This is a genomic window from Halorubrum orientale, from assembly GCF_059623105.1.
The window spans coordinates 115,501-129,159 of the sequence record NZ_JBSPSR010000007.1 but is presented as its reverse complement, the minus strand read 5'-3'; the positions used below and the strand labels follow the sequence as shown (position 1 = coordinate 129,159).

The following is a 13,659-nucleotide window of genomic DNA, read 5'->3' as shown; positions in this document are numbered from 1 at the left end:
CGGCGACGACATCGTGGCGTGTCTCACAGGATCGCCGCCGCTCATCGCTCTTGCACCACGATTCGGCCGGCCGTCGGGTCGCGTGAGTCTGGTCGGTACACTACCATCACCGGTCCGCCACGAACAGTCCGCTCGGTCACCGTGACTCGCGAACGGTGCACGAAACTGACTGCCCTCGCGGGATGGCTGCTCTGCACGACGACCGCGTCAGCAGTCACGGTTATAGAGTAAGCGTGTCCGCCGATATGTGCTGGAAGGTCGACGGTGGTTTGTGCGACAAGTGAGGTCGCCTCCGTATGAGGCAGTGTCTCGGCCCGGTCAGCCTCTGCCGTCCGCGCGAGTCGATCCACTCGCTCGAGCTCCCCCGCGGTTGTCTCTCCGATTACGGTGAGCTGGTCCGTTACCATTCGTTCTGTGTGTGTCTCGGTAAGGCCTCCGAGACTGACCGTGAACGCGGTAAGAAAGAGCGCGCTCACCGCGAGTGCGACGACGTATCCAACAACCGTACTCGCCGCTCTGTTGTCCCCGTATGTCGGCTCACGCACGTGGCTCACCCGGGGCTACCCGAACCGCCGTTTCGAAGCGTTGCGTCTCGGTCGCGTACGCGACAGCAACCGTGGTGTCGTAGACACCCGGTGTGATGCCATTGTGCCCAGCGGGCGGAGGCGACGCGGGTGTGGTGGCTGTTTGTACCGTTGCCGTCAGCCTGCCGTGGACTGCATCCGCGTTCTCGACACCAATCCGGTACGGTTGTGTGGTCGCGAGCGCCTCCGACGGCCACAACCCGGGACACCGGGTCGTCTCAAGTCGCTCGGTGCTCAACGCAAGCCGGAGCAACGCGTCGTCGGTTACAGCGGATACAGTACAGACGACCCTCGGTGTCTCTCCGTCGGTCCCGGCCGCGACGACCACACCTGCTGCCGTCCGGTAGACGTACACCGCTGTTGTCGTCGATGGCGTCTCGAAGACGACGTGAAACGCTTCCTCACTCGTATTCTGGCGGGTCGTCGGCTCGAGCTTCGCAGGGTCAAAGACGAGCGTGACTCGACGCGACCGGTCCACGTTGCTGGCAACGGTGTAAGCGGTCGCTCCGCTCTCGTTCACCAATGATCCGTCTGTCCCGTCGGCCGATACGATCCACCCTGGAGTGGTCCGTGATAGGCTCGTTTCGAGGTGTCCAACTGATCCCCGGTCTGCAGCGCTCCGCGCCAAGTCGACATCGAGCCTCTCGATCCCGGAGACGACGCCCTTGCGTGCTGATTGTGGCGTCTCATGCTCGGCGCGGTTCACTGCGCGGAGGATCCGGTCTGTGCCGTCGACGGCTGCTGCTCGATAGCGCACTGCGTCATCGCCCGGTGTCGTCTCATCGGTCGTCTCGGCAACCGTGTACGCCGCCGTGTTTACCAGTAGTACGAGTGTGAGGAGCATCACAGCGACGATGATAGCGGTCAGCGCGAGCAGTTGTGCACGCGCTGGCGTCGCCTTGTTCGGCCGAGTAGCGATGTGGTCTTTCATGGACGCCATACGACGAGTTCCACCTCCACAGAGGCGTACACCGCCCCATCACTGGTTGGCGGCGCGTAAAATCGTTCGTCAGAGCTGGCATCAAGCTGCATGAGCGTTCTATCGTTGAATCCGGGCGCAGTCAGTGACGCGTCCGCCGGTATCGTTATCATACGACTCGCGGTTACCGCAGTTTTACTTGGGACGCCAAGTTCCACGATTGGCTGGCGATCGACTGTCGAGGTGCCGGACATGTCTTCGGTTCGGTAGACCACCGTCAGAGTGAACGCGAGCCCGCGGCTTCCAAAGGTGCGTTCGAGCGTTCGCCCGAACGCTGTCGGGGGAATAGCTTCGCTGTACGACCCGTTGCCGGTGGGTCCGGCGACGGCGTCGGCGACTGGATTCCAGTACAAGACAGTTTCGAGGAGTACGCCGTTCGCTGCGCTCGTCTCGAGGAGGTCGACTGCGGTCGTCCGATGGAGTGAGCCCCCCTCGGGAGTCGCGTCCGGGGTGGTCGCCACAGCGGGAGGCATCGCCTGTATCGCCACGCTGACGGTCGAAACGAACACCAGCGCCGCGAGCGCGACTTCGATTGTGTGTGCTTGTCCTCGACCACTTGACCTGACCTCGGTAGTAGTTTGTGGTGACATTATCACCACACCCACACTGTGAGGACGTACGCGCGCCCGCCGATCGAGACGACTCGGCTTGACACGGCCGAGCCAGTGAGCGGAGAGTCGACCGAATGTGTGACCGAACTGCCCGCGGTCGACCGATCAAGCCGACCGGTGATGTGGCCCCGATTCGTTTCGACACTGAGAGTGATTGCCTGTTCAACCGCAGGCTGATCGTCGAGCTCATGAACAGCGAGACGAAGGCCGCCGCTGTCGACCAGCCCGTGTACCTTGACGTCCGTAAATGGACACCCAGCGCCCGCTGCCAATCGCTTGTCTGCAGTAAAGAACGCGACACTACAGACCGGCGAGAGGGTTCCCGGCTCGGAGGCCACGTGGAGGACAGGCGGCCCACCGGGCCCATCTGTGGTCGCCCCAAGCAGGTCGATGAGCCACGCAGCGATTCGGTCGGCAACGATCTGGTCGGCGGCCGCCGATCCGCCGGTCGTATACGTCGTCACCTCTCCGAGCGGGAGCATCGCCCCAATAGCGGCTCCGATCACTAACACGAGGAGCCCGGCAGCGATGACGAAGTCGATCTGCGTCTGTGCCCGCCGCCGTCCGATGTGTGTGCTGTCAGTATTCATCCGATGACACTCCATACTCCCAGTGCCACCGCACCGTATGCGAGGATAAACGGGATGCCAGCCCGAAGCTCACCGGCACGTAGATACCCGCTCACTACTCCCGAAACGACCGCCTGCACGGTCGCCGCGTGAAAGAACGCGAGCGAGAGCAGGGCCGGATCGATACCGACGCCGCTACCGGCACCACCGACGCTGGTGGCCATGCCCGCAGATGCACTGCCTGAAGAGAGCCCGCCGAGGGCACCGACGAGCTGTGTCTGTAACACGGCCATCACACCAAGCATCGTGAGGTACGTTACCCCAATGACGGTTACCTGTATTCGCGTGCGTGACCGTCGTTCGCGCTCAAGCTCGTCGCGTACCTCAATTGTTTCGGCCGCCGTGGTCAACACTGTAGCGATCTGTGACGACGCGGATCGTGCGTCCGCGATCAGTGTGACCGTTCGCGCGAGTCTCGGCTCAGCGTACGCGTTGTTGAACTCGACGAGTGCTTTGTGCAGTCGCATCCCGTTTGTAACCTTTGTGTGTACATCTCTCAGCTCCCTCGCAAGCGGGTCAGAGGACCCCGCCGAAACGGTACGGAGCGCTTCTACCAGCGTCTGTCCCGTCTTGTTTGCGGCTGCGAGGGTTCGAAGCGTCTCTGCGAGTCGGTCGGTGACCTCTCGACTTGTTCGCCGATTCCACTCAGCAATGACGCCAAGCGGCCCGACGACGACAGCCACAGGTACGTACACCCAGATGGCGGTCGACCGGACTGGACGCTCGATCCATGCCGTCGGCACGACCGGCGCGTGACCGGAGAGGCCCGCTACAGCCACGAGCCCCATCGCAAGCGGAAGCGTTACCAACAGTGAGTAGTATGGGTGCTCCTGCAGGAGATCTTGTGGGGCCCGAAGCGCCGACGCGATTCGGTGTCTCTGTCTCGCTACACCGATCTGGTCGAATAGCGCCTCTCCGTCGATGGCTGACTCACTGGCTGAATCGACGTTCTCCTCTTGAGCACGACCGTCGGCAGTCGGACTGGGTGTATCGAGGGAGCCATCGCCCGGTTCGTCCCGCATCACAGCCGCCACGAGCACCAGGAACACGGCCCCTGAAAGCGGGATCAACGCATACACCGTCACGAAAATGAGTCTGGTGGTCGATTCCCCCATCGTCGCCACGACGACGAGGACGATGATCAAAAGCAGCGGAAACAAAGAGAGCGTCACGTATAGCTCACCAAATAGTTCGAGTGTCTCAAGACGACGCTCTTGATCACGCCTGTTCAGTCGGCGGTAGCGCTCTGTTTTCTCTCGTAGGAAGGGATCGATACGTCCCCCAGCATCAACGACAGCGACCAGATCCTCAATGAACGCCGACAACGACTCTGACGGCGTCGCATCCGATCGTCGACGGAGCGCGCTCTGATAATCCGTCCCGGCGTACTGCATCTCCGAAACGACGCGCTGAAATTCCACCGACACTTCGCCGTAAGCATCCTCAGCACCGGCAAGCGCCTCAAGCAGGGCGAGCTGATCGAGGCCGCCCGCAGCGAGGGCGTACGCGTACGCGACTGCGTCCGGGAGCAGCAGGTCGATCGCCCGTCTCCGACGCGCTGCGTGCGCGTACGGCCGCAGCAGCCACCCGACGGCGCCCCCGATGCCTCCGAGCCCCCCAACAGTCACACCGGCTAGTCCAGTGGCTAAGACTGTGCCGAACAGCCCGTACCCAAACACTGCGCCCACAGCCGTGAGAAACACCCCCGTGACGGCTGCGATACCGACCGCCCGCGTCAGGTACGCTGCGGCCGTCCCGCTTATGTTTGCCTGCACGAGCGCGCGATCAACACTGCTGATCATTGTTCCGCTTGGATCGACCCACTGACGGAACCACGGTGTCAAACGACGGCCAATCCGGTCGACCAATCGACTGATACACCCGGTGCAGTCACCACGCTTGAGTCGGTCCACACCTCGGTGGTCCCAGTCAGTGACTGCCGTTCCCGGAGTGGAGTTCGTCTCTGCTTCCTTACCCATCGACGCTACCCTCACTCTGGCTTCCGCGTGTGCCGATCCATCGTGTGATGTCGCCCGGTCGAATATCTCCGATGTCAGTCGACGGACTGGAGCGCTCAGGTGGCGTGGTATCCGGACTGGCCGACTGGCGTTCTCTCGATTTGACGCGCGATGTATTTGCACGTCTCGAGAGTGGTGGAGTTGCCTCCGCGAGCACGGCGGCAGCCGTTTCCCGGAGTGTCTCGTTCGGCGATGGCCGCGGGGTCATCGCTTCGGTTTTCGGATCGACGTCGATCTGTATCGACTCCATCGTCCGGAGCCCATCGAGTGACTCCGATAGCGTCCTGCTGGCTATCGATTCGAGGACAGCCTCTGGATCGCGTATCGTCGCCTGCAGGGTCGCTGCGACCGCTGCATAGTCCGTGATATCCTGCGTAATGAGGTACGATAATACGACTCGGCGGCGCCGAAGCGCCGTTTCGAGCCGGTCCCGACTCCATCCCCGTTCGCGTCGTATCTGCTCGAGAATACTCGATTCAGCTAGCTGCTCGAACGCATCCGCGTCGGCCCGCCACCGAAACACGTCTTTGACGGTTATCTCGTCGTTTTCGGGGTCATATCGGTTCACCTCTGTAATGGAGGTGTTTCGTCTCACCCGCTGGCCACCGATGCGCGTCGACCGCTGTACACACACCAAATCGAGCGCCGTAAACATGCTCTTTGAGACGTTGATCGGGTCGGTCGTGAAGCGCCTGAGGACCTCGTCGACACTATCGGCGTGAAAGGTGGTGTACGTCGTATGGCCGGTCGACATCACTTGAAACGCCGTCCGGCCCTCCTCACCCCGTACCTCGCCGACGACGATGTACTCCGGGCGCTGTCGGAGCGCCGACTCGAGGAGGTCGAACTCGTCTATGGCGTCACTGTCGTCTACAGAAAATCCCGGCCGCGTGACCGACGCGATCCAGTTGCGTTGTGGGAGTTCGACTTCTCGGGTGTCTTCAATAGAGACAATCTTCGCGTTCGACGGAATGAACAACGAGATCGCATTCAGACAAGTAGTCTTCCCGGAGGCGGTCCCGCCGGCGAAAATCAGGTTCTTATCATTCTCGACACAGAGCCACAAAAACGCCATCTGGTCGAGCGAAAACGTCCCCCAGCTGAGGAGGTCGACAGGCGTGTACGGCACATCAGCAAACTGTCTGATCGTGTAGTTCGTTCCGTGGTCAGCGACTGTGTGACCCAAGGTGAGCTGTGCGCGTGAGCCGTCCGGAAGCGTCGCGTCTACCTGCGGACGTCGCGTCGAAATACCACTTCCTGCCTCCTGTGCGAGCCGCCTAACGAAGTTGTCGAGTTCGTCGCGGGCGTGCTGTAGATTCGTAATAAGCTGCTCGTGTTCGGTGTGGTGAACAAAGACGGGTGAGTTGTAGCCGTCACAGGAGATGTCCTCAACACGAACGTCGTGTGTGATCGGGTCGATGGCCCCGTAGCCGACAAAGTCGCACGTCAGGTGGTACTGCAGCTTCGCCACCTGTGTAGGCGAGAGCGTCGTTGAGTCCACCGACGAGTTCGTTGTCCCTATCGCGTGCGATGCCGTACTCCCGCCGCTGAGTCGCTTGGGAATCTGTACTGCTTCGGCGGTGATACGTGCGACCGCCTCAGTGGCAGCGTCAACCGTATCCGTGATCCACCCTGTTGAATCACAACTGGGACCACTAGTGCTCGGTCCTCCTCCCTCGGCGTCGCCTCCCGATAGAGCGTATGGGGAGAGACCGTACCGATCGAGCAAACGTCGATACTCGTCGATGACGACTGCGCGCCGCTCCGCTCGCGACGCGGTCCCAAGCTCGTCGGCATACGGAATCGACGAGCGGAGTTCGGCCGTCAAGAACGTGAGAAGGTCCGTCTCAACCCGCGTGAGGTGCGGTTGAACAACGTAATATTTCGCTTCGTTCTCCGTTTCTGACCAGAATACGATCACGAATGCGTGCGGTTTGTCGACCCAGTATCGGTCTACCTCACGCAGGTGTGTCTTCGCGTCGGTCGAGACGGCCTGCTCAAGGTCGTATCGCGTCACCAGCGTCTCGGTGCCGTCTGTCGTAGTAAAAAACGCGTCCTCGTTGAGTACTGAGTCCACATCGACGGTCCGCTCGTCAACCACACTAGCCAGCGCCACGCCCATCCGCTTTGCGCGGTCGACGGCTGCAGATAGCGTACCACCATCTGTTGGACCGGTCGTGACTGACCCTAACGGTGCTGGTGTCGGGCGAGCGTGTTCGGCCGGTTCCTGGGTCATATCCGGCTTGGCCGCGGCTTCTGGTATAAACCTCCGCAGCGACGATGTACCAGCACCCGTTGCGGTTTTACCTGTCTCGCACCACAGATACTCGCGTGAGTCATCTCCGTCGTCTCGGCGACGCGCGAGTGCGCCGCCGGGTCCGCAATGCGGCTGCGGCCGAGTTGCTCGGTCAACCACGGAGTCTCGCGGCTGTCGCGGTACTAACGGCGGCGATGGTGGGCGTTGGCGTGGCGTACTATCTCGACACGCTCTCGTCAGTTCCGGTGGCTCTCTGGCCCCTGTACGCCGATTCTGCGGTGGCCACCGCACTGTGTCTCATCTCGCTTGTGACGATCGCACCGACCGTTGTGTCTGGTGCGCCGCTCACGTCGGTACCGGCGACTCGGGGGCGTGCGTACCTCTATACGGTCTCGTTCGTGTGGCTCGTCCAGTTCGGTGTGTGGCCGCTCGTATCGCTCAATCTCGCGTTCGACGCGTACGTCTCGGCTCCCGATGCGTGGGTGTACTACTGGGGCGTGCTCGGCACGCACCTGCTTTTTGTCGCCATTGCGCTGTTGTTTCCGACTTTCGGTCGAACGACACCTGGTGCGCTTGTGTTCGCGCTCTGTCTCGGCGTCACTAATGTCGTCGTCGATTACGGTCTTGGATACCACCCGCCATTGCTGTACGAGCCAGGAGCGATCCTTGCAGGCGCGACACTCGTTATCTCCGTGTTTGCCGTGTGGCTCGCAAGTCGTTCGTTCCGTCGCATAGACGCACCGGCGACGTGACGTCTTCCACAGCTGAGACCTGACATACAGACATGGGCACCGCAATTGGTACGAGCGCGACGGGATCCACGCGAGCGCAGCGAGCGTGGGTCAGTCGCGCCCGTGAGCAAGTACAGTGGAAGATATGGCGCGACGGGATCCACGCGAGCGCAGCGAGCGTGGGTCAGTCGCGTCCGTTCGCTCGCTGCGCTCGCTCACGGGCGCGACGGGATTCGAACCCGCGATCGAGGGGTTAGGAACCCCTCGCCCTATCCGCTAGGCCACGCGCCCAACCGGGCTGCTGTGTGGAACGGGCTCCCGTACGGTGAGGAAGTGTTTATGCGCTCGGTTCGGTTTCGCTCTCAAGCTCGTCGCTCTCTTCGACGGTGTCGGGTGCCGCCTCAGCAGCCTCACCGTCTTGCATCTGTTGCAGCTCGTCTTCGACCTCCTCGCGGCCCTTCTTGAACTCGCCCATCGCCTGGCCGGTCGATCGGGCCAGCTTCGGAATCTTGTTGGCACCGAACAGCAGCACCAACACGAGCAGGATGATGAGGAGCTCCGGACCCGCCGGAATGCCGCCGATTAGTGGGATCGCAGTTGCCATCTCTACCCGTCCGTAACCCTGTTGCGATTATAGTCTTTTTGCCTTCTAGGGGTCCAGCCCCGGGAAAATCGACTAGACCAGCCCGTATATATCCCCTCAAGCCGATACATAGCATATGGTGGATGTAGGAGACGACGCCCCCCTGTTCGCTGCCACACTCGTGACCGACGATATCGAGCCGTTCACGCTGCGTGATCACCTCGGTGATGGACCGGTCGTACTGGCGTTTTTCCCGGCGGCTTTCTCGCGCACGTGCACCGACGAGATGCGCACGCTTCGTGACGATCTTGATGCGTTCCCAGCAAACACGACCGTCTTCGGTATCAGTACTGACCTCCCGCACGCACTCAACGCCTACCGCGAGGAGTACGACCTCCCGTTCGGCCTCGTCGCCGACCCCGACCACGACGCGATCGAGGCGTACAACGTGGTCGAGTCGTTTGACCGCTACGGCGTCGACACCGTGGCTCGTCGCGCCGTCTTCGTTATCGATGCGACGGGAGTCGTCGGATTCCGTTGGCTAGCCGACAACCCGGGACAAGAGCCCGACTACGGGGTGGTTGCTGAGGCAGTTGGCGACCAGTAGTCGATGTCGCGGTAGCAGTCGATTCCGGCGACACCCCCGCTGAGGTCACCGCCCGATCGGCTCACGCCTCCTCAGTCCCCGCTTCCTCGCCGGACGCTCCGTCGTCGGCCGCCCCGTCATCAGTATACGCCGATTCGGGGACGATGTCGACGGCAGCAACCTCATCGTCCGGCTCAAGGTCCATCACAATGACACCCATCGTGTTGCGACTCACAGTAGAGATTTCTTCGACGCGCGTGCGGACGATCTGGCCGTCAGCGCTCATCGCGACGAGGTGGTCCCCGTACGTGACCGCCTCGATAGCGACCACGCTCCCGTTTCTCGATCCGGTCTTAATGTCAACGAGGCCCTTACCGTTCCGCGACTGTGGCCGGTACTCATCAAGATCCGAGCGCTTGCCGTAGCCGTTCTCGGTCACGGTGAGCACCCAATTGTGGTACCCCTCGTCGATCGCTGCGACACCGGCAACAGCGTCACCGGCAGTGAGGTTTATTCCAATGACTCCACGTGCGGTACGACCCATCGGGCGGACGTCTGACTCATCGAACCGGATCGCCATGCCGTCTCGACTCCCAATCACGATATGACGGGTGCCATCCGTCACTTCGACGTCGACGAGTTCGTCTCCGTCTTCGAGCCGAATCGCTCGGATACCGGTCGACTGGATGTTCTCGAAGGCTCCAACGCTCGTCCGTTTGATGTAGCCGTCTCGAGTCACCATCGTGAGGAACTCATCATCATCGAGGTCGGCCGTGTTCACCACCGCCTCGATCTCTTCGCCGTCGTCGAGATCAAGCAGATTCACGGCCGACTTCCCGCGGGCGGTCCGCGACAGCTCGGGGATCTCGTACGTCTTCAGCCGGTAGATCTGTCCGTGGTTCGTCACCACGAGCAAATAGTCGTGTGAGTTAGCGACGAACACCGACGAGACCTGGTCACCGCGTTTGAGATCGGCGCCGATGATCCCCTTGCCACCACGATTTTGCGTCCGGAACGTCTCTAGTGGCATTCGCTTGATATAGTCATCCTCGCTCATCGTGACGACGTACTCGGCTTCCGGTATCAGATCCTCGTGGGTGACCGTCCCGGTGTCCTCGATGAAGCTCGTTCGGCGGTCGTCATCGTACGCCGACTTGACCGACTCAAGCTCGTCGATGATCACGGCGTCGAGTTCGTTGGCATCTTGGAGGATCGTCTCTAACCGTTCGATCCGGTCGACGACGTCCTCGTACTCCGACTCGATCTCCTGTGTCTCGAGAGAGGTCAACGACCCGAGCTGCATCCGAACGATGTGTTCAGCCTGCGCCTCAGAGAAGCCGTAGTCGTGTTCGAGCGCTGCTCTCGCGGCCGACCGGTCCTCTGAGTCCTGAATCGTCTCGACAACGTCGTCGACGTTCTTGAGCGCCTTCAGTCGGCCTTCAAGGATATGTGCACGGTCTTCACGCTCTGTAAGCTCGTGGCGAGACCGTCGCCGAACCACCTCACGGCGGTGGTCGACGTAGTGCTCAAGCGTTTCTTTCAGATCGAGCACCTGCGGCGAGCCATCGACGAGCGCGAGGTTGATAACCCCGAACGTCCGCTCAAGGTGACTCTCTAACAGCTGGTTCTTTACGACGTCAGCGATCGCGTCACGGGCGAGTTCGACGACGATGCGGATGCCGTCTCGGTCTGACTCGTCACGGAGATCGCGGATCCCCTCGATCGACCCGTCGTTTACGTCCTCGGCAATTCGTTCGACGAGCCGTGACTTGTTCTGCTGGAATGGGAGCTCAGTGATCACGATTCGACCCGCCTCGTGATTCACCTCGAACTCAGCACGGACCCGGATCCGTCCTCGGCCGGTCTTGTACGCCTTGTGAACGGCGTTTCGGCCGACGATGTTCGCACCTGTGGGGAAGTCCGGTCCCTTCACGTGGTCCATCAGGTCCTCGACGGTGGAGCCGGGGTCTTCAATTAGCTCGACAGTCGCGTCGATCACCTCCCCAAGGTTGTGCGGTGGGACGTTAGTCGACATACCAACGGCGATCCCCGAGGACCCGTTCACGAGCAGGTTCGGGAACGCCGACGGCAACACTGCGGGCTCCTTGAGTCGGTCGTCGTAGTTTGATTCAAAATCGACCGTGTCGCGTTCGATGTCGGCCAACAGCTCCTCGGCTATCGGCGACATCCGAGCCTCGGTGTACCGCATCGCCGCCGGAGGGTCACCGTCGACGGAGCCGAAGTTCCCCTGTCCATCCACGAGTGGATAGCGCATCGAGAAGTCCTGGGCCATTCGCGCGAGCGTGTCGTAGATCGCGCTATCGCCGTGCGGGTGGTAATCACCCATCGTCTCGCCGACGATCGATGACGACTTGCGATGAGCGGCGCCGCTCGTGACGCCCGCTTCGTGCATCGCGTAGAGAATCCGCCGATGAACTGGTTTTAATCCGTCGCGGACGTCAGGGAGCGCTCGACCCGCGATGACCGACATCGCATAGTCGATGTACGACTGCTCCATCTCGTCTTCGATACGCGCGTTCGTCACCTGTGCGGCGCGAACGTCTCCGGGGTCTGTTGGCGGTGTTTCCGAGCTCATATGTCTACCCACTCCGCTTCGGTCGCGTGTTCTTTGATGAACTGTTTTCGCGGCTCAACAGCGTCACCCATCAGCACACTGAACATCCGATCGGCCGCGGCCGCATCGTCGACGTTGATCCGCTTGAGGATCCGATTTTCCGGGTCCATCGTCGTCTCCCACAGCTGTTCTGGGTTCATCTCGCCGAGTCCCTTGAATCGCTGTACCTGATCCGGCGATCCATCACACTTCGACGCCACGATCGCGTCACGTTCCTCCTCGGTCATGGCGTCGTACGTCTCCCCACCGTTTCGAATTCGGTACAGTGGCGGCTGTGCGGCGTATACGTAGCCGGCTTCGAGAAGTGGCTTCATGTGTCGGTACAGAAGCGTGAGAAGCAACGTCCGGATGTGGGCGCCGTCAACATCGGCGTCGCTCATGAGTATCAGCTTGTTGTACCGTGCCTCCTCGACGTCGAACTCCTCGCCGACACCGGCACCGATGGCGGTGATAAGTGCACGAATCTCGTTGTTCTCCAGGATCCGATCGAGACGGTGTTTCTCGACGTTGAGTATCTTCCCTTTGATCGGTAGAATCGCCTGGTTCTTCCGGTTACGGCCCTGTTTGGCGCTTCCGCCGGCACTGTCACCCTCCACGATGAAGAGCTCCGATTCGGCCGGGTCGCGGGTCTGACAGTCAGCGAGTTTGCCTGGTAGCGCCGTCGACTCCAGTGCCGACTTTCTGCGTGTCAGCTCCTCTGCTTTCTTCGCCGCTTTTCGGGCTCGTGCGGCCTCGGCTGCTTTGTGGACGATCGTTCGAGCAGTATCTGGATTCTCTTCTAGGAACGTCCCCAGCTTCTGGTGTGTCGCCGACTCAACAACGCCGCGAACCTCGCTGTTTCCAAGCTTCGTCTTGGTCTGTCCTTCGAACTGCGGGTCCGGGTGTTTAACCGACACCACGGCCGTCAGTCCCTCACGAACGTCCTCACCGGTCAGGTTAGCGTCGAGGTCGTCAACGAGCCCGTGTTCGTTGGCGTAGTCGTTGATGACGCGGGTGAGTGCAGTCTTGAACCCCGTAAGGTGTGTTCCTCCTTCCCGGGTGTTGATGTTGTTTGCGAAGGCGTGTACGGAGCCCTGTAGCTCTTCGGTCGCCTGCAGCGCGACCTCGACGTGCACGTCGTCGGCCTCATCAGCAAAGTAAATGACATCCTCGTGAATCGGCGTACGGGTCTCGTTGAGGTATCCGACGAACTCGCGGATGCCGCCGTCGTAGCGGAACGACTCTTTTGTCCCTGCACGCTCGTCGGCGAGGGTAATCTCGACGCCAGAGTTGAGAAAGGCGAGTTCGCGGAGCCGGTTTGCGAGCGTCGACGCGGTGAACGTCGTCGTCTCAAATATCTCCTCGTCGGGCCAAAACCGGATCGCAGTGCCGGTGTCCTCGTCGGGCGCTAGCTCACGAACCTGTTCAAAGCCGTTGGGCTCTGGCTCGCCGCGACTGAACGAGTGTTTGTAGACGCCACCGTCGCGCCGCACCTCGACTTCGAGTCTCTCTGAGAGTGCGTTGACCACGCTGACACCGACACCGTGGAGCCCTCCAGACACCTGATACGACTTCGAGTCGAACTTCCCACCGGCGTGTAACACCGTCATGATCACCTCGAGTGCCGGCCGGTCGTACTTTTCGTGAGTGTCGACCGGGATGCCGCGGCCGTCGTCGTGGACGCTCACGGATCCGTCGTCGTGGACGGTGACCTGGATCGACGCACAGTACCCCGCGAGCGCCTCGTCGATAGCGTTGTCGACGACCTCGTAGACGAGATGGTGGAGCCCGCGGTCGTCCGTCGATCCAATGTACATCGCCGGACGCTTACGGACGGCCTGCAGGCCCTCTAAGACCTGTATCTGGCCTGCTCCATATTCAGTCTCCTCTGGCATAGAACGTATCATAGATAGTTCGTGATGGCTTATAAACCCGACGCACGCGCGCGGGCGTGACAATACCCATCCCGGGTACGGCTACCAGTCACACAACCCGGGTACGCCTGTCATTTCGCGTGCCGCAGACATGCGTTCAACTGCGGAAGAGACCGTGTTATGGGGGTTGCGT

General features: G+C 61.3%; 11 protein-coding genes and 1 tRNA gene. 2 read left to right on the top strand and 10 right to left on the bottom strand.

The genetic code is table 11. From position 1 onward, the window contains the following. Nucleotides 1-41: 41 nt before the first annotated feature. The 6 genes from ACWUI7_RS08995 to ACWUI7_RS08970 are packed head-to-tail and all read right to left on the bottom strand — an operon-like array spanning nucleotide 42 to nucleotide 7,057. Entirely contained in the window at nucleotides 42-545 is a 504-nt protein-coding gene (locus tag ACWUI7_RS08995) for a DUF7266 family protein (protein ID WP_496641890.1), read from the bottom strand. After that, nucleotides 538-1,515 carry a hypothetical protein gene (locus ACWUI7_RS08990; RefSeq protein ID WP_496641889.1) on the bottom strand — a complete coding sequence of 326 codons (978 nt, stop codon included), beginning with the start codon at nucleotides 1,513-1,515 and terminating at the stop codon, nucleotides 538-540. Before ACWUI7_RS08990 ends, ACWUI7_RS08995 begins: the two co-directional genes overlap by 8 nt. Further along, on the bottom strand, nucleotides 1,512-2,153 hold the full coding sequence (locus ACWUI7_RS08985; RefSeq protein ID WP_496641888.1) for a DUF7288 family protein: 642 nt from the start codon (nucleotides 2,151-2,153) through the stop codon (nucleotides 1,512-1,514). The genes ACWUI7_RS08990 and ACWUI7_RS08985 overlap by 4 nt, the downstream gene beginning before the upstream one ends. Before the next feature lie 2 nt (nucleotides 2,154-2,155). Continuing rightward, nucleotides 2,156-2,764: a DUF7287 family protein gene (locus tag ACWUI7_RS08980; protein WP_496641887.1), complete on the bottom strand. Its 609-nt coding sequence runs from the start codon at nucleotides 2,762-2,764 to the stop codon at nucleotides 2,156-2,158. Continuing rightward, nucleotides 2,761-4,782 (bottom strand): type II secretion system F family protein, encoded by a 2,022-nt coding sequence (locus ACWUI7_RS08975; protein WP_496641886.1) that lies wholly within the window; start codon nucleotides 4,780-4,782, stop codon nucleotides 2,761-2,763. Before ACWUI7_RS08975 ends, ACWUI7_RS08980 begins: the two co-directional genes overlap by 4 nt. Next, complete coding sequence (locus ACWUI7_RS08970) at nucleotides 4,775-7,057, bottom strand: type II/IV secretion system ATPase subunit (protein WP_496641885.1); 2,283 nt, start codon at nucleotides 7,055-7,057, stop codon at nucleotides 4,775-4,777. The genes ACWUI7_RS08975 and ACWUI7_RS08970 overlap by 8 nt, the downstream gene beginning before the upstream one ends. A 71-nt stretch (nucleotides 7,058-7,128) precedes the next feature. Here ACWUI7_RS08970 and ACWUI7_RS08965 point away from each other — a divergent pair, with 71 nt between their 5' ends. Beyond that, nucleotides 7,129-7,830 (top strand): DUF1405 domain-containing protein, encoded by a 702-nt coding sequence (locus tag ACWUI7_RS08965; RefSeq protein ID WP_496642057.1) that lies wholly within the window; start codon nucleotides 7,129-7,131, stop codon nucleotides 7,828-7,830. Between the two features lie 197 nt (nucleotides 7,831-8,027). On the opposite strand, the gene ACWUI7_RS08960 is transcribed toward ACWUI7_RS08965, so the two are convergent. After that, nucleotides 8,028-8,100 (bottom strand) — tRNA-Arg (locus ACWUI7_RS08960). 46 nt (nucleotides 8,101-8,146) lie between these two features. Further along, a complete protein-coding gene (locus ACWUI7_RS08955; RefSeq protein ID WP_496641884.1) occupies nucleotides 8,147-8,413 on the bottom strand; it encodes a Sec-independent protein translocase subunit TatA/TatB in 267 nt (88 codons plus the stop codon). A 115-nt stretch (nucleotides 8,414-8,528) separates the two neighbouring features. Here ACWUI7_RS08955 and ACWUI7_RS08950 point away from each other — a divergent pair, with 115 nt between their 5' ends. Next, entirely contained in the window at nucleotides 8,529-8,999 is a 471-nt protein-coding gene (locus tag ACWUI7_RS08950) for a redoxin domain-containing protein (protein WP_496641883.1), read from the top strand. Nucleotides 9,000-9,060: 61 nt separating this feature from the next. On the opposite strand, the gene gyrA is transcribed toward ACWUI7_RS08950, so the two are convergent. Both gyrA and gyrB read right to left on the bottom strand, forming a co-directional pair. After that, complete coding sequence (gene gyrA / locus ACWUI7_RS08945) at nucleotides 9,061-11,574, bottom strand: DNA gyrase subunit A (protein ID WP_496641882.1); 2,514 nt, start codon at nucleotides 11,572-11,574, stop codon at nucleotides 9,061-9,063. Beyond that, nucleotides 11,571-13,487 carry a DNA topoisomerase (ATP-hydrolyzing) subunit B gene (gyrB, locus tag ACWUI7_RS08940; RefSeq protein WP_496641881.1) on the bottom strand — a complete coding sequence of 639 codons (1,917 nt, stop codon included), beginning with the start codon at nucleotides 13,485-13,487 and terminating at the stop codon, nucleotides 11,571-11,573. The genes gyrA and gyrB overlap by 4 nt, the downstream gene beginning before the upstream one ends. Between the last annotated feature and the right edge of the window lie 172 nt (nucleotides 13,488-13,659).